Source organism: Pseudomonas sp. St386, from assembly GCF_018325865.1.
Taxonomy (GTDB): domain Bacteria; phylum Pseudomonadota; class Gammaproteobacteria; order Pseudomonadales; family Pseudomonadaceae; genus Aquipseudomonas; species Aquipseudomonas brassicacearum.
Map to the genome: position 1 here is coordinate 394,453 of NZ_AP021900.1, position 15,754 is coordinate 410,206.

Genomic DNA, 15,754 nt, shown 5'->3' on the forward strand with positions numbered 1-15,754 from the left:
GAGGGGGCTTGCTCCCTCGCCATGCCTGAAGTGAATAGCGTTGCGGCCTCAAACTCGGGTGCTTTTGGCTTTTAACGCAAAAAATAACGCTGGAACCGCCTGTTTTCCCGAGCAAAAGTCGTACTAATGCAGCTTTATCCGCCGTTTCAAGCACCGCTTGAAATGCCTCAAATACTTTCTCATGGACGTAAATCCTGCACCTACTAGATTAGGCCGCTCAATGCAGCGGAGACCTATGAAAAATGATCGTTCTGAACAGGGAAGTGGGCGAAGCGCTAAGACGTGACAAATACGTCAACGTTCGCGGTGGGGACTTCAACCTCTACGGTCATTTCGGCGATTTTGTCCGGCTGACCAAAAGCTGGGAAAACATGGAGCCCGACAGTTACTACGGCCAGGCCGAGTCAGGCATGCGTTTTCGCCGCTACAGCGACTTCGAATACAACCCTACGACCCGTGAGCTCACGCAGCTTGAACACCGGGCCTACATTCAGTCCAAGGCCAACAACAGCTATGTCGGTGGACTGGAGCGACACTTCCAGGACTTCTCCAACGAAGTGATCAATTCGCCGGTGATGCGCAGCCTGATCGACACGGACTTCGAGGTTTACAAGAACGTCCTGCCACAGGAACTGCACGATGAAATCTGGCAGTGCCAGATCCATCAGATCCGCATCGAGATCAAGCCGGGCAAACAACTGGAAATCACCCCCGAAGGGATTCACTGCGACGGCTATCCGTTCAGCGGCGTGCACTTCTGGGGCCGTCAGAATGTGGCGGGTGCGGAAAGCCGCTTGTACAGCGCCCAGGAAGAACAGCTGGCGGCGACGACCTACGAGGACATCCTCGACACCACGTTCTTCCTTGATCGTGACATGCGCCATTACGTGACCCCGGCGCGCAACACCCATAGCCATGACATGGCGTACCGGCAGATCCTGGCCATCTCCTTCTCGCGGCCCGGGACCGCTTTCGACATTGTTCGCTGAACGGCTCGAACCCATGGACGACCCGGCGCAGCAGGTCCTGTTGCGCCGGACCATGGTCCGGGACGCCGAGCGACTGGAGCGGTTTTTTCGCGGTTTCGACGAAGTGTCGTTCTGCGAGTGGCAGGACGCGCGATTCTTGCGCGGTGTGTTATTGCAGGAAACCACCACCGCCTACCTGGCCATCGATGCGAGCGGTGAAGTGGTGGGCGCGGTGATCGGCGGCATGCTCGGTACCCGTGGCACCATCAATCACTTGGCGGTCAGCCCGCAGCATCGCACCAAAGGCCTGGGCCAGCGACTGGTCGAAGCCGCATCGGCTGACATGAAGCGGGTCGGCGTGCTGCGCATGTTCCTTTTCGTCGACGATGCTAATCTGGCCGGCAAGCGCTTCTGGGCGGCCCAGGGCTTCTGTGAGCCCCGGGGTGAAATCACCTTCGAGAGGGATTTATGAACAAGACTTCCAGCCAGCCGCTGGCGGTCGAACCACAAGCCTCGCGTACCTTTGCTGAAGCCAGTCCGGTGGTAGCGGGTTATTTCACGGTTTCGTTTGTGTTCGGTCTGATGGCGGTCAACGCCGGGTTGCCCTTGTGGTTGCCGGTGGCGATGTGCCTGTTCGTTTACGCGGGCGCTTCGCAATTCGCGGCGCTGGCGTTGATTTCCAGCGGCGCGTCGCTGACCACCATCGTGCTCACCACGTTCCTGATCAATGCCCGGCACATGCTGATGTCGGTCTACATGGCCAAGGCCCTGCGTGCGCTGGGGCTCAGCCGTTTAGAGCGCTGGTGCTACGCGGCGGGGCTGACGGATGAGTCGTTCGCGTTCCACAGCGTCAAGCTCGGCAGCGGGGCGCCGGTGAGCGTGCGCTATCTGGTCGGCTTCAACCTGTTCTGCCATACATCCTGGGTGCTCGGAGGCTTGCTGGGCGCCGTGTGTGCGCAGTACGCGGCGCACCTCATCAAATACCAGCTCGACTATGCCCTGACGGCGATGATGCTCTATGTGCTGGTTTCGTTGTGCAACACCCGCAACAAACTGATCGCAGCCCTGGCGGCTGTCGTCTGCATGGGCGGGCTGAGCCTGCTGGGCAACTCGCCGTTCAATGTCTTCATTGCCACGTTCGTTGGCTGCGGGGTGGGTGTATGCCTGACCAAACGTTCCTGATTCTGGTCGTGGTCCTGATGATGGCCGTGACCTTCCTGCCACGCGCCCTGCCGCTGCAGATCAATACCGAACACTGGCCGCCCTTCGTCGCCCGCGCCCTGGAATACCTGCCAGTGGCGATCGTCGCTGCCATCAGCCTGACTCCCTTGTTGATCAAGGATCAGCGGATACAACTCGACCGCCCTGAGTTTTATGCCGCGATTCCGACGCTGTTATGTGCGTATTTCAGCCGCAACCTGTTTCTCAGTGTGGCGGTGGGCACGGCGGCGTACATCGCGCTCGGTTCGTTCCTGTAGCGTCAGGTCCACCACATCGTGCAGCGCCTGGCCGGACAACTCCGGATTGTTCACCGCCAGGCGGACCTCAAGGAAGTCCTCGAAATCCGGGAAAATCGCCAGGCCGTTGCGCAGCGCGGCTTCCCGGGACACCAGCCCCAAGCCATCGAGCTGAGTGATCAACGACAACGTCAGCGTCTCACTGCAGGAATACACCATGCGCTGGCTCGAGCCGTACTCGCCCAGGCCGGCGTCGAGAAAGCGCAGGAAACTGTGGGAATACGGACATTCTTCTGCCGGACGCACCTGAAACTTGTCACCGAGCAGGCCAAGGGAATCGTCTGCGTCGCCACAATGGGCGCCGACCACCCGCACCTGCACATCGGGCATGGTGATGCTGGTAAAACCGCCCTGTTGCTGGCCGATCAGGATCGCCAGGTCAAAATCTTCATTCCTGAGCTTGCTCAGGTTCTCCATCGACTCGGCGTAGCTGAATTCCAGCTGATACTGGGGGAACACAGCGATCAACCGGTCGATCATTCGCCGGTTGAACTCTGCCGGCAGGGTGGTATTGAGCGCCACTCTGAGCGTGCGCTGTCGCGGGGTCTTGAGCGCCGCGACTTTCTCCTCCAACTGCCGGGTGGCAACCAGCACCTGATCCATGAAGGGGGTCAGTTCCGAGCCTTGGCTCGTCAACGTCAGGCCCTTGTTCGAGCGCCGGAACAACCGGAAACCGAACTGTTCCTCGACCTTGTTCAACTGCGCCGCCAACGCCTGCACCGTGAGGCACGAATGCTCGGCCGCTGCCGACAACGAGCCGGTCTGCACGATACGCATGAGGTTGCGTAGGGTTCTGCTATCCATGAGGTAATGCCCTCTGCTTAAGTGGGCTCGCTATTGTTGTGCACCTGATCCGGGCCAGGCAGTGCATGCGGGCTATCATCATGCACCTTGCCACGGTTGTCGCGATTTTGTGCCGAAAAGCGCTGAGATGCGATGGTTGGAGCTTATGCGGGATTTGGGGATTTTGCCCAGTCGGTGCTGGCCGGGATCAGTTAGCAGGGTCATAGGTGGACTGTCTTGCGAGAAATCCTGCGTGAGTTTTACGCCCGACCCTGGTTACGTTTGTTGACTTGGGAAGTCATGCCGAATTGTTCAAATAGGGGATCTGTTGAGTCCACTTGCGAATAAAAACTTAAAAATAATCCACATCTGTACTATCCTTTAAGCACCACCCCGCGACAAAGGAGCCCAAACCCATGGCGACTTCCTCCATTACCCTCAACGCACAGCAACAATTGGATTCCCCGGATGCGGGTCGAGTCGCGTTGAAGTTTTTCTTCAACCTCATGGCGCTCTGGGGCTGCAGCGTCGAGCAGCAGCGAACATTGTTGGGCAAGGTGGGGAACACGACCTTCTACAAATACAAACAATTGCCGGAAAACGTGAAGCTGCCTCGCGATACGCTCGAGCGCATTTCCTACCTCATGGGTATTCACAAGGCGCTGAGTATTATCTTCAGCAACAGCCGGGACCGTGCTTATCAATGGGTCAGCAGCCCCAACACCGCGGCACCGTTCAACGGCCAGTCGGCGCTGTCCTACATGCTGACAGGGCGGGTGGTGGACATCGCCGATGTGCGGCGATACCTCGACGGAGTGCGCGGTTAATGGTGCCACCACTGGCGGACCCGCAATGGAAACGGGCCTATCGGATCGTCAACAGCAGCTTCCCGCCGATTTCGCTGTTTGAAGACGTACTCGACCCGGAAGACCTGCCCACGGCCTACGCTCTGGAAGCGTTGACCAACGATCGGCTGATGGAACAAGCCGGCGTGCTGTCCCGGGTACGCCCCGAAGACCGCATTTCCGGGCCAGGCTCCTCGCCGGTGATGGCGGCGTTTACCCACATCGGCAAAAGCAGCCGCTTCAGCGACGGCACCTTCGGTGTCTACTACGCGGCCAGCAGCCAGGAAGCCGCCATCGCCGAGACCTGCTATCACCAGGCGCGATTCCTTGGCGCGACCAACGAGCCGGACCTGGAGTTGACCATGCGCACCTACGTCAACAAGGTCGTCAAACCCCTGCACGACATCCGCCACGACTACCCCCACCTCCACAACCCGAACCCTACCGCCTACGGCCCGTCCCAAGTGTTTGCCCGGCAGCTGCGTGAAACCCTGTCCTGGGGGCTGCTGTACAACAGCGTCCGCCTGCCCGGCCACGAATGCGTGGCCGCGTTTCGCCCGCCGGCTGTTTCGATTCCGACGCAGGGCAAGCACATTCGGTACGTCTGGAGTGCCCAGAAGCGGGAGATTTCGTTTGTGTTTGAGGTGAGCGAGGTGTGAGTCAGGTTTCTACGGCGTTTTATGGCTGGGCAATAATTATTGCCCAGCCATAATTTTCAACAATTCGTGATTATTGAAATCAGAGGTTGCCACGCAGCCAACAGGAGCAAGCCTCGTCACAGAAGCGCAGTCGATTGATCAAATCTTGAACTGCTGCACCGAAGCCTGCATCGACCCCGCCGCATTGTTCAATTGATCCGCTGTTTGCGTCAGGGTGTGAATCGAGCGGGTGTTCTCGCGGGACTGCTCGGCAATCGACTCCACCCGCTGAGCCATCTCATCACTGGCCTTGGACTGCTCGGCAATGGTGTGGGAAATCTCCTCCACCACTTCGGCCGCATGCCGGGCACCGGTGCGGATTTCGCTGATGGACACCCCGGCCTGCTGGGCCAGGTTGACGCCTTCGTCCACACGGCTGACGCACGCCTGCATGTTCGCCACCGCGTCCCGGGCGCTGGACTGGATGCGCTCGATCATCGCGGTGATTTCCTGGGTGGACTGCGTGGTGCGCGCCGCCAGGTTGCGCACCTCGTCGGCCACCACCGCAAAACCACGCCCCGCCTCACCGGCACGGGCGGCTTCGATGGCGGCGTTGAGGGCCAGCAAATTGGTCTGCTCGGCGATGCTCTTGATCACCTGGATGATGGAATGAATGTCCTCGGACGATGCGTCCAGTGCCGTGATCTTGCTGGACGACTGGTTGACCACTTCAGCGATCCGGTTCATGCCCTCCACCACCCCGAGAATCACCTGGCCACCGCTGCTCGCCAAATGTTCGGACTGCGCGGAAATCGTCCGGGCGCTGTCGGCGTGCTGATGGATCTGGCTGATGTTCGCTATCATCTGCTCCATGCTTGCCGCCATGCTAGTCGCGCTCTGGGCCTGCTGATCGGCGCTGGACACAATCTGCCGCGCCGTATCGCCCAGGTGCCGGGACGTGCCGTGCAACTCATCGCTCTGACCGCGGATAGTGGCGATCATCTGCCGCAGATTGGTCTGCATCTGCTCGATCACACCTTGCAACTGACCCAGCTCATCCTTGCTCTGGGCCCCCATCGAGCGCTGCAAGTCCCCTTGGGAAATCGCCTGGGTATTGAGGATGATCTTGTTCAGCGGCGTAAGTACCGCCTTGAGCAGGCTCCACGACAACAGCGCCAGCGCCACACAAGTGGCCAACAAGGTAACGATCAGCCAGGTTTGCGAGGTTTGAATGCTGCTGTCCTGATGCTCGCGGGACGACTGCGCCTGGTTCTCGATCAGTTCGCTCACCGCCTCGTTGCGTTCCTCCAGCGCTGAAAACGCCTTGTCGAACTCTGCGCGCAACGCATGGCCATCCTGGGAACCACTCAGTGCCTTGCCGATTATTTGCTTGGCTTTGTCGATATAGGTTTCGACCTGTGGTTTGAGCTCGCCAATCGCCTTGGCGACATCCCCTGGCAACTTGGCCTCGGCGTTTTCGGCGATAACCTTGCGCATCCGCTGCGTATGCTCATCGAACGCCTCAAGCACCTCCTTCGCCCCCTGGGCATCGCCCGGCTTCACCAGCAGAGCGGCGAGCACATCGGCACGAATGGCGTCGTGCATCATGTCCGCCTCCATGTGCTTGCGCATGGCCGAAATACTGGTCTCGTTCTGCACCAGGGCCTCGGTCATGGAGTGATAACCCCACAACCCGATACCGCCGAGCAATAGCGCAAAAGAAAGACTGACCAACCCCGAGCCTATGACCTTGGTGCGGATTTTCATCGCTTACTGCTCCTGGAGCGGGGGGATTCTGGGAAAGTGTAGTCGAGCGCCAGCCGAGCCTTGGGACAGGCCAAGCTCTTATCTGAGGCTATCGGCGGGGGCATTGATTAGATGAATAGGCCGCAAATTGTTTGGGCCAGGGACAGGGTGAACCTGTGGCGAGGGAGCTTGCTCCCGCTGGGCTGCGAAGCAGTCCTTCTTTAATCCGCTCCTGCAGATAAAATCCAATGCTGCCCCGCTCGTGAGCAGCATTGCGTCAGCGGCTCTTAAGTAGGATTACTCCCCGGCGCCTCCAGCACCTTCACCACGTCATCGATGACGGCCTTACTCATATCCTGTAAATAACATGACGCCCAGGCATATCGATCTGTACTGCGAATCATCGCCGCGTCCTCGGCCAGGACCTTGGCGACGTGGAGCAGGTCGGAGGCGTGGGACAGAGCTTCGCCAATGGGTATGCCGCTGTTGACGCGGAATAGGGGGCGGTCGGAGTGGTAGCAGAAGGGGGTTAGGCCTGGGGTTTTGAGGTCTTGCGGATTTGGCATTGTCTGGCTCCTTGACTGTGAGAGCCGCAACCGTCCTTTCCTACGGGATTGGGTGGCGGCCATGCACGGGGTAGGAAAACCGGGAATCAAGGCACCCGGCACACCCGAAGGTGTCCCGCGCACAGCCGCCATAACGCATATCGCAGACACAAAAAAAGCGCCTGCAATAGTAAGCGAGGCGCAGCTGATGCGCCTTGATTTACTCGGGTTTCCTACGCCCGGTCGCTGAATTGGCAGCGACGGTCAGAGAGTAGCGGGCGATTGGGGAGGCTGCAATCGTGGCGCGATGCTGGCGGGTGGGTTTAGGTAATTTTATGGATGGGTAATAATTTTGCGTCGTTGTCGATATCGCCAGCGATCAACGCACACGAAGATAAGCGGTTGGAGGCGATTCCAATGGATGATGAATGCGAGCAAATTCAACGGGACTTCCTCGGTTCTATGCGTCAAATGACGGCCAAAAAACCTATGCAGTACGTGGCCGAGCGGGGCCAGTTGCCCTTCCAGTCAGTCCTGATGGCTGAGGACGATGAAGCCTTGGTCCTTAAAGTGACAGAACGGCTTACCGCTCCACAGAGAGTTAAAATTCTGCTAGATGACCTATAAGCTTTTATTCTAGAAAGTGAGAAAATTAATCCATTTTTTTGTCCCCTCTATAAATACTCTTATTCAGGACCTACCTCTGCAATTTTCGGTATGAGGTTCTTTTTCCCTGGCCGGAATTAAACTCATGGAAACTATGATCTAGTTTGGTGACGATACCCCAGTCGACAGTACAACCCATATTTGGTTGATGACGATCGGTAACTTGGCCTACTTCATACCTCGTCGATGACCTCAACGTCCGATGGTCATTGATCATCGGACATTGAGGTCATAGTGCCCGCTTATTTTCCTGCCAAGCGACGAAGAAAAAAAGTAGGGGAGCGGGACCAGGCTATGATTAATTTAGTCTCTGACTTATTTATTGCAGCCAGTAATCGTGGCCTGTTCGCGAATCCCCATTGTTACTTTCCCCGATTAACCCGCCCTTGGGCGGCTGGTCGCTACGGTTTTTTTGTGTTTCGACGCCGTTGGTTTGGCATGTGGTTTGGACGCTCTTGGAGGATGCCTCATGACCGACTCTGTAGGGGCTTCAACCGTCTTGCCTCCCGCATTGTGGTTTTGGTGCGTTGTCACCCTAACCATGCCCTTTGCGGAGTCGAGTACCAATTGGGAGGGTACTTCATCCTCGACAAAAGGATGAAGCTTAAGCCTGATCTTATGCGTTTGCGTAGCTTTAGTTTCACCTCCCAGCTCCGCAACGATCAGTTTTATTCCCGCCTTGCCAGAGATATCCAGCGCAAATGTAACTTCTAATTCAACATCGCCCATCTCAAAAAAAGGATCATCATTATCAACTGCAGCCCGAAGCTCGCTTTTAACCTCCTTAATGAAATCGACCAAGCTGATCTTCCCTTTCATCGTTCATACTCTCTTCGAAAAGGATGAGGATAGCCTAAGAATCAGCTGGCACGTTCATGAAAATCAATGTAGAACGGGGTCAGACCAGGATTTTCGTTATTTAATTGCAGTCGTGGTCTGCCCCCTATTGCCCTCACCAAATAACGCTGCAGTTTTTGCTAATTATGCTTTCGCAGAAACTAAGCATGCAGAAAAGATAGGGCGGTTACTATTTGGTTTGGTTGGGCTGGAAATTTTGCTAAGCGTTTTCAGGGATCTGTTTGTATGCCTCAAGCTCTACGCTTAAGTGTTCGGCTATTCCAGAACAAAGGCGAAGTATATCTTGGTTGAAATCTAGAAGTTCTGTTGGCGTAACTTGTTCCTCCCAGTTTTCTCCATGTGCGATTCGGTTGCGTTTTTTTAGCAATTCCTGAATTATTCCCACGTAACCGACGTCACGTCTTTGTTTTTTAGGGATCCATTTCCCATCTATTATTTCTAGTATTTTTTGTTGAAATACTAGATTTCCATCGACAGCTGACTCTATGAGCTTGTTTAGTTGTTGGCTTTGGCTGATGGTCGTGTATGTGCTTTCGAGTGAATAGTCTTTTGCGCTGAGCTTATCTATTATTTCGGATATGCCGATATTTTGAAATAAACTTTCCACCATGTCGACCGAGGGGTTTCCCTTTGTCTTTCCAATAGCGTCTTGTAAGAATGGATAATGCATATCCTGTACTATGCAACCCTTGAGGTGCAATAATTTAGGAAGGGTTTTTCCTCTGTTGTCACTAATGCTGTGTTGTATGACTGATAAAAGCAAATCATCCCCGGCTTTATTTATCGGGAGCTTTAGGTCATTAAGCTCGCCAATAAACTCCTCAATTAGCTTTTTCAAAAAGCCCTCAAAATAGCCGCAGAGAAGGACTAGTGCGGCTTTCGTCATTGTGTTTGCAGCGGCCCTTCTAGGTGAAGAGTCGCTTAACTCACCCAAAACCGTGCCTACTTCGCTGCCTTCTAGCATCTTATCTGCCAGTTTTGCGACAAGATCGTTTTCGCCGATCTTAGCCCGCAGCTCCGACAAGCAGTGGAATGTCATCCTGAATATTCCTTAGGCTTAAGCGAGCAAAAGCTTAGATAGTTCTTCTGTTCGGCGAATAGCTGTTGCTTTCTTAGCTGTGCCTTGAAAGAGAGTTCCCCAGTATCTATCATCAGAGAAGGAGGTAATAACTTTGGCTCGATCTAGTTTGTCGATTTTTCCTGCTTCGAAAATTTTTGAGAAAACTATCATTTGAGATTCGTAGATAGCACCATTAATAAGCGTATGAGCAAATCGATCATCTTTGCCTCTAACGACCGGACGGCGGAATGCCGTGCCAGCACCAAGAAGATTTTTTATATGTGTGACTGTATTTTCAAAAAGATTCTCTAAGTGCGATATGGCAGTGGAGTTGAGCGATCTGTTTTGCTCCATGTAGTTATTTAGGTATTCCGTGTAATTGCCCGGGTATTCGGCTCCTTCATGAAGGTCTCGGTAGGCAAAAAATCTCAATACTAATTCTTCAGCTTTCATGTTTCGCTGGTGTTGTTCGGGTAGTGCAATCATTTCAATGAAGTCAGGGTTTAGTGCAAGTCTTTTTATTAGGTCGTTAAAGTTTCCATGATAGATGGAGTTTCTTACCTCTTGCTCAGTTAGCGAAGAACTGCCGGTATTCAGTCTTTCGAAAACTTCAAACTTCAAGGCTTGATCGGACTCGTTTAGAACAACGATGCATCTGATAGGTCGCTTCGTAATTGCAGACTTATCAATTCTATTAAGATCTGTAAAGCGTTTGTCATTAAGATCTGGGCGGAGCTTTAATCCTGTTAGGGTTAGCTCTTGACCTGGGTCAGGTCGAATAAAGTTTAAAAGTGAAGTAAGTCTCTGTTGTCCATCGATTACACTGAATGTTCCGTCTGCCTCTTCGGCGAAATACACGACAGGTACTGGAATATTCATAATGATGGACTCAACAAAACGTGACGCTTTTTCAGCTGCCCAACGATATTGTCTTTGGTAGTCTGGATTAAGTATCAGTTCTTCTTCGATCACCATGTCGACGAGCTGTCTAACCGCGTAGTCATACTGCTGAATGAGTACTTTTCGCTCGGTTACAGGTGCATAGGGTTCATCGTCGACAACGTCTAAACCGGTATTTAACTCCAGGTCTACTTCAACTTCGCTCATTTCACATCTTCCTAAGGGGCGCAGGCTTGCGGTCCGTACAATCCAACCAAAATATCATCCAAACAAAAAAATGATAGTCAAAAAGCACTTACCCCCCCTCCCCGACGTAAAAAAGGGGACAAAAAAGGGGACAGATTTATTTCCTTGATAAGAAAATCAGGCGTCTGCACGCAGCGGTGCTAGCGTGGAACACAACATTCCCTAACCCAGTAATGCTTCACCCTCGAGCCAACGCCCCCGAAGGACACTCCGTAATGGACCTACACAACGAATTCGAAAACAGCAAATTCTTCCACCACACCCGTATCGATCGGCGCGCCGCCGATGCCTTGGTGGGTCTGGCCGCAGGAATTACGGCGGATGGTGTCGTGAACACCAGCGAAGCGGTTTTTCTAAAGCAATGGCTGGAAAACAATCTCACGCATCTGAACGACCCGGTGATCAATCTGCTTTATTCGCGTTTAGCGTCCATGCTTCAGGACGATGCTCTGGACCCGGACGAGTCTCTTGAGCTGCTTAACATCTTGCGTAGTTTTTCTGGAGTGGGCATTGAGAGATCGCAGGTCAGCGGAGCTGTTGCTGTTGCTCCGACAGACCTTCCGTTTAACTCCCCCGCCCCTGACTTGGTGTGGGATGGCCGGATGTTTGTATTTACAGGCGTCATGGCCTTTGGGCCACGCAAAGATTGCCAGGCATTGGTCGAGGAGCGTGGTGGTTTGATTGGTGGTGGTGTGAGTAAGAAGGTGCATTACCTGGTGGTCGGCAGCGTGGGTAATGAGCAGTGGCGCCACAGCACATACGGAGCGAAGATCATGAAGGCAGTGGAGCTGCGGGAGGCGGGGGCTTCGATTGCCATTGTGGGTGAGGATCACTGGCAAAAGATGCTGTTTGGTTGAGCTGGTCCAGGAAAGGGTGCCCGTTGTCTGGGCTGAAAGATTGTCGGTGGGTTTGATGGCCTCATCGCGAGCAAGCTCGCTCCCACAGGTTTTTCAGGAGGTGGAGGAAAAGTGGCCACCCCAGAAACAACAAAGCCCCCGCATTTCTGCGAGGGCTTCGTTTTGTATGGTGCCGGCACCAGGAGTCGAACCCGGGACCTACTGATTACAAGTCAGTTGCTCTACCAACTGAGCTATACCGGCGTGTGGGCGACGATTATAGCGATTGGGTGCGTTCTGTAAACCCCTGAATTCTGACTATTTTTGCACGACCCATGCTCAAGCGCGGCGCAGCAGGGCGCGCATTTTCTGCAAGGCTCGCCACGCACGACTGTTTTGCATGGCCTGGAGTTGGGCTTCGGCCTGTTCAGCCCGTTGCAGGGCGGCGCTGAGCTGTTGGTCTGCGTCGTCGATGGGGTGGCTGAATTTGTGGCCTTTGCAGAGTTGGAAACCGTCGAGGTTGCACGGGGGGATGTCGAAGGCGGGTTTGAGGGCCAGGTGTTCTTCGGCGAGGTAGTAGGTGTTGATGCCGTCGAACAGGATGGACTGGTAGCCGGCACCGGTCACCAGGGTTTCCCAGGTCTGGTCACGGGCCCATGGGGTTTCGATGAGGATGATCCAGGGGCGCCAGCGGCTGAAGTCCATGCCGCGCAGGACGGTTTCCTCGTGGCCTTCGACGTCGATTTTCAGGAAGTGGATGGGGCGGTCCTGGGCGTATTGCTCGCAGATGGAGGCCAGGGTGCGGGATTGGACGGTCTGGTTGCGCACGTCCATGCCAGCGTCGCGGTGTTGTTGGGCGACGCTGGCCTCTACTGTGGATAAGCCGGTGTCGGCGATGGTGTAGAAGGTCAGGCTGTCGGCGTTTTCGCCGGCCACGCATTGCAGGTTGATGTCGTGGGGGCGTTGTTGGCAGAGGGCGTCGTAGTAAGCCGGTACCGGTTCGATGTTGATGCCGCGCCAGCCACGATCGTAGAACGCTCGGGTGACCGAATCATCTGTCGGATGGTTGGCGCCGACGTCGAGGTAAAAGCCGTTTTCCACCGATTGAAGGGCGCGCCATAGGCGTATGTCTTCGAAATTCTGTGCGTAGGAAATGAACGTCACGGCCAGTCCTTGAGTGTGTCGGCATTGTGTCAATCACGATACGTTTGGCTGTTGTATAGCACGGGCGCGGTGGACGCAATTACTGGCGCGGGGCAGCACTGAATTCGGCGGTTATGTCGTTTTGCTTAGACGCTTATGCACAACGGGCAGGATGAGGCGGAAGGAACCTTGCGGTTTTGTGACCGCTTTCGCGTTTCGTCGCAAATCCCTGTTTTCATGGTTTTTTATCCATATGAACAAAAAATGACCAATGTTGAATCGGTCAGGAAATCGCGAATTTCTTGGATCCAGGTTTATTTCATCAACAGAGTTATCCACAGGGTGTTTCGTCTCAGCAACGCTCTGCCAGCAACATCAGATTGCGCGGCGTAAGCGGTGTTTCGCAGAAGGAGCCGAGGCGAACCTCGTAGCTTTTTTGACTGAGGAAAAGCGCCCGGTCCAGCACCAGCCAAAGCTCCAGCGGCCGCCGGAAAAGGCCTCGCAACAACTCCAGGTTGCGCACCTCGGCCAGGCGCTGATGGCCTGCGGCCTCCAAGGCGCCCCAATCAGGCGCGCCGACTGTGGATAAGTCTTTCAGGGCTGCCAGATCGGTGCAGTATTGGGCGAAGGATTTTTCCAGCCAGGCGCTGGGTAGTGAGGGGGTGGGCAGGTAGTCGTCGCACCCTCTGATTTGCCGTTGCAGCAGGTCGAAGCCCAGGCGCCGGGCCATGGACTGGTCCCGTTGTCTTCTGACGCGGGCGCCAGCGGTGACGGTTTCGGTCAGCGGCAGGCTGAGATCATCGAGCGACAGCTGTAGGACAGAGCCCTTGGCGGCGTCGGACAGTGCTTGATAACGCTCGGTGTTGATGCGGTTGTAACAGCACGGTGCGATAGCCAGTTGTGCACAACCAGCGGCGCTGGCCAGTTGCATCAAGCGCACATGCAGGTCGCCGCAGGCGTGCAGGGCCACAGGCGTGTGTCCGGGGTGGAGCGCCTGGGTTGCGTCCGCCGCCAGCACGTCTTGTTGCAGATGTGTGGCGGGCAGGCGATGGCGCAGGCTCAGTTGTTGGCCGCTGGCGACCAGTGCGGGGTCGTATTCCAGGCAGGTCAGTTGCTGCTCACCGTGCAGCAGGCGTCGACCGAGGTGGCCTTTGCCGGCGCACCAATCCAGCCAATGGGTCGGTTGGGTGGTGAAGTGCAGGCGGCTGGCGAAGGCTTCGATCTGCTGCCACTTGCGTCCGGGCACGTCGACGTTGAGGCGATGGCTTGGTGCCTCAAGCGTGCTGGCCGGCAATTCTGCGACAGCGCTCAATGCACGGGAGATAGCGGCCAATTCGGGGAATGGAGCTGGCGCGTGTTCCATCAACCACGGCTGATGATGGTCGTTTTCCGCGGCCTCCAGAGAACGCTGGCGTAGCCATTGGGACAATTCCGGGTGGGACGTTTCCCAAGGCAGTTGCAGATGGGTGAACGGACGCGGTTTCCACAGTGCCTGGTGCGCCGTGAGAAAAGTATCCAGCGCCGTGAAGCGGGCGAGTAGAGCCTCGCCCGTCAGCACGCCACTGTCAGCGCCCTTGGCAGGCATCGACGCGCAACCAGCGCTCCAGCTGCTTGAAGCCTTGCACCAGGACGAAGGACATCAACAGATAGAACATGCCGGCCGCGAAGAATATCTCCACCGGCATATAGGTCCGGGCAATGATGGTACGGGCCATGCCGGTGAGTTCCAGCAAGGTCACGGTACTCGCCAGGGCACTGGCCTTGAGCATCAGGATCACTTCGTTGCTGTAGGCCGGCAGGCCGATGCGCGCGGCGCGGGGCAGCATGATGTAGAGCAGCGCCTTGGGCCGCGACATGCCCAGGGCCCGCGCGGCTTCGATCTCGCCACGGGGGATGGCCTGGATCGCGCCGCGCAGGATCTCGGCGATGTAGGCGGCGGTGTGCAGGGTCATGGTGGCCGTGGCGCACCAGAACGGATCCCGCAGGTACGGCCACATTGCACTGCTGCGCACGGCATCGAACTGCGCCAGGCCGTAGTAGACCAAAAACAGTTGCACCAGCAGCGGCGTGCCACGGAAAAAGAAGATGTAGGCGTAGGGAAACGCCCGCACGTACCACAGGCGCGAAGAGCGGGCAATGCCCAGTGGAATCGCCAGCAGCAGGCCGGCGATCACGGCGATGGCCACCAGTTCCAGGGTCAGTGTCGCGCCCTGGGCCAGCTTCGGCAGCCACTTGATGATGACGTCCCAGTTCATTGGGTGCTCCTGGTAAATCCACGGGCGGCGCGTCGTTCCAGCAGATGCATGCCGATCATGGCGAGCACTGTCAGGCCCAGATACATGAATGCTGCGACCATATAGAAGGTGAACGGTTGTTTGGACACGGTCACGCCGATTTGCGCATGGCGCATGATCTCTTCCAGGCCGATCACCGAGACCAGCGCGGTGTCCTTCATCAGGATCATGAACAGGTTGCCCAGGCCTGGCAGGGCGATGCGCCACATCTGCGGCATGATCAACCGGGTGAAGATCCGCCACTTCGACAGGCCCAGGGCTACGCCGGCCTCACGGTGGCCCTTGGGGATCGCCAGGATCGCGCCGCGAAACACTTCCGTGGCGTAGGCGCCAAAGCACAGGCCCAGGGCAATGACCCCGGCGGCAAAGGCGTCGAGGGCGAGGTCCGGTTTGCCGAAATACTCACCCAGGGCACGCACCAGGTTGACGGTGCCGAAATAGATCAACAGCACCCAGAGTAATTCCGGGATGCCGCGAACCAGTGTCGAATAGGTGCCACCCAGCCATTGCAGCGGCTTGTACGGCGAGGTCTTGGCCAAGGCGCCGAGCAGGCCGAGCCCCAGCCCCAGGCAGAGGGCTGTGAGCGCCAGTTTGACGGTCATCAGCGCGCCGGCGGCGAGCGCCGGGCCGAATCCGTAGAGATCGATCATCATGGGTAAGAGTTCATATCGCGGCAGGCTTTGCTAAGGGCCGGCGTTGCCAGGGAACA

At 56.2% G+C, this 15,754-nt stretch carries 18 protein-coding genes and 1 tRNA gene; 8 read left to right on the forward strand and 11 right to left on the reverse strand.

Annotated features, from left to right (window positions below; translation table 11 throughout):
* Nucleotides 1–242: 242 nt before the first annotated feature.
* Genes KI235_RS01695 through KI235_RS01710 form a run of 4 tightly spaced genes read left to right on the forward strand, consistent with a single transcriptional unit; the run spans nucleotide 243 to nucleotide 2,446 of the window.
* A complete protein-coding gene (locus tag KI235_RS01695; RefSeq protein WP_003196764.1) occupies nucleotides 243–989 on the forward strand; it encodes a 2OG-Fe dioxygenase family protein in 747 nt (248 codons plus the stop codon).
* A gap of 13 nt (nucleotides 990–1,002) precedes the next feature.
* Entirely contained in the window at nucleotides 1,003–1,440 is a 438-nt protein-coding gene (locus KI235_RS01700; RefSeq protein ID WP_003196766.1) for a GNAT family N-acetyltransferase, read from the forward strand.
* Nucleotides 1,437–2,150 (forward strand): AzlC family ABC transporter permease, encoded by a 714-nt coding sequence (locus tag KI235_RS01705; protein ID WP_212795455.1) that lies wholly within the window; start codon nucleotides 1,437–1,439, stop codon nucleotides 2,148–2,150. Before KI235_RS01700 ends, KI235_RS01705 begins: the two co-directional genes overlap by 4 nt.
* Nucleotides 2,129–2,446 (forward strand): AzlD domain-containing protein, encoded by a 318-nt coding sequence (locus KI235_RS01710; RefSeq protein ID WP_013692053.1) that lies wholly within the window; start codon nucleotides 2,129–2,131, stop codon nucleotides 2,444–2,446. Before KI235_RS01705 ends, KI235_RS01710 begins: the two co-directional genes overlap by 22 nt.
* On the opposite strand, the gene KI235_RS01715 is transcribed toward KI235_RS01710, so the two are convergent.
* On the reverse strand, nucleotides 2,363–3,289 hold the full coding sequence (locus tag KI235_RS01715) for a LysR family transcriptional regulator (RefSeq protein WP_003196769.1): 927 nt from the start codon (nucleotides 3,287–3,289) through the stop codon (nucleotides 2,363–2,365). The genes KI235_RS01710 and KI235_RS01715 overlap by 84 nt on opposite strands.
* 395 nt (nucleotides 3,290–3,684) lie before the next feature.
* Here KI235_RS01715 and KI235_RS01720 point away from each other — a divergent pair, with 395 nt between their 5' ends.
* Both KI235_RS01720 and KI235_RS01725 read left to right on the forward strand, forming a co-directional pair.
* Nucleotides 3,685–4,095 (forward strand): MbcA/ParS/Xre antitoxin family protein, encoded by a 411-nt coding sequence (locus tag KI235_RS01720; RefSeq protein ID WP_003196771.1) that lies wholly within the window; start codon nucleotides 3,685–3,687, stop codon nucleotides 4,093–4,095.
* Complete coding sequence (locus KI235_RS01725; protein ID WP_053161727.1) at nucleotides 4,095–4,772, forward strand: RES family NAD+ phosphorylase; 678 nt, start codon at nucleotides 4,095–4,097, stop codon at nucleotides 4,770–4,772. Before KI235_RS01720 ends, KI235_RS01725 begins: the two co-directional genes overlap by 1 nt.
* 138 nt (nucleotides 4,773–4,910) lie before the next feature.
* Here the strand turns inward: KI235_RS01725 and KI235_RS01730 are convergent, their stop codons facing one another.
* Entirely contained in the window at nucleotides 4,911–6,518 is a 1,608-nt protein-coding gene (locus KI235_RS01730) for a methyl-accepting chemotaxis protein (protein WP_027911787.1), read from the reverse strand.
* A gap of 266 nt (nucleotides 6,519–6,784) precedes the next feature.
* A complete protein-coding gene (locus tag KI235_RS01735; protein ID WP_212795456.1) occupies nucleotides 6,785–7,063 on the reverse strand; it encodes a DUF3077 domain-containing protein in 279 nt (92 codons plus the stop codon).
* 318 nt (nucleotides 7,064–7,381) lie between these two features.
* On the opposite strand from KI235_RS01735, the gene KI235_RS01740 reads away from it, so the two are divergent.
* Nucleotides 7,382–7,669, forward strand: coding sequence for a type II toxin-antitoxin system RelB/DinJ family antitoxin (locus KI235_RS01740; protein WP_244864272.1), 288 nt, complete (start codon nucleotides 7,382–7,384; stop codon nucleotides 7,667–7,669).
* A gap of 414 nt (nucleotides 7,670–8,083) precedes the next feature.
* On the opposite strand, the gene KI235_RS01745 is transcribed toward KI235_RS01740, so the two are convergent.
* The 3 genes from KI235_RS01745 to KI235_RS01755 all read right to left on the reverse strand — a co-directional run bounded on the left by KI235_RS01745 (nucleotide 8,084) and on the right by KI235_RS01755 (nucleotide 10,733).
* A complete protein-coding gene (locus KI235_RS01745) occupies nucleotides 8,084–8,527 on the reverse strand; it encodes a trypco2 family protein (RefSeq protein WP_212795457.1) in 444 nt (147 codons plus the stop codon).
* A gap of 238 nt (nucleotides 8,528–8,765) precedes the next feature.
* The gene (locus KI235_RS01750) at nucleotides 8,766–9,605 is read right to left on the reverse strand and encodes an MAE_28990/MAE_18760 family HEPN-like nuclease (RefSeq protein WP_212795458.1); all 840 of its coding nucleotides are present in this window, start codon (nucleotides 9,603–9,605) and stop codon (nucleotides 8,766–8,768) included.
* A gap of 18 nt (nucleotides 9,606–9,623) precedes the next feature.
* Nucleotides 9,624–10,733, reverse strand: a complete 1,110-nt coding sequence (locus KI235_RS01755) for a DUF262 domain-containing protein (RefSeq protein WP_212795459.1) — start codon at nucleotides 10,731–10,733, stop codon at nucleotides 9,624–9,626.
* A gap of 254 nt (nucleotides 10,734–10,987) precedes the next feature.
* Here KI235_RS01755 and KI235_RS01760 point away from each other — a divergent pair, with 254 nt between their 5' ends.
* Nucleotides 10,988–11,629 (forward strand): BRCT domain-containing protein, encoded by a 642-nt coding sequence (locus KI235_RS01760; RefSeq protein WP_212795460.1) that lies wholly within the window; start codon nucleotides 10,988–10,990, stop codon nucleotides 11,627–11,629.
* A 167-nt stretch (nucleotides 11,630–11,796) separates the two neighbouring features.
* Here the strand turns inward: KI235_RS01760 and KI235_RS01765 are convergent.
* The 5 genes from KI235_RS01765 to KI235_RS01785 form a co-directional block, all read right to left on the reverse strand.
* Nucleotides 11,797–11,872: transfer RNA gene (locus KI235_RS01765), tRNA-Thr, on the reverse strand.
* Nucleotides 11,873–11,947: 75 nt separating this feature from the next.
* Nucleotides 11,948–12,772, reverse strand: a complete 825-nt coding sequence (locus tag KI235_RS01770; RefSeq protein ID WP_039013495.1) for an FkbM family methyltransferase — start codon at nucleotides 12,770–12,772, stop codon at nucleotides 11,948–11,950.
* A 331-nt stretch (nucleotides 12,773–13,103) separates the two neighbouring features.
* Nucleotides 13,104–14,336: a methyltransferase gene (locus KI235_RS01775; RefSeq protein WP_212795461.1), complete on the reverse strand. Its 1,233-nt coding sequence runs from the start codon at nucleotides 14,334–14,336 to the stop codon at nucleotides 13,104–13,106.
* The gene (locus KI235_RS01780) at nucleotides 14,317–15,006 is read right to left on the reverse strand and encodes an ABC transporter permease (RefSeq protein ID WP_013692061.1); all 690 of its coding nucleotides are present in this window, start codon (nucleotides 15,004–15,006) and stop codon (nucleotides 14,317–14,319) included. Before KI235_RS01780 ends, KI235_RS01775 begins: the two co-directional genes overlap by 20 nt.
* Complete coding sequence (locus KI235_RS01785) at nucleotides 15,003–15,698, reverse strand: ABC transporter permease (RefSeq protein ID WP_212795462.1); 696 nt, start codon at nucleotides 15,696–15,698, stop codon at nucleotides 15,003–15,005. The genes KI235_RS01780 and KI235_RS01785 overlap by 4 nt, the downstream gene beginning before the upstream one ends.
* Nucleotides 15,699–15,754 lie beyond the last annotated feature (56 nt).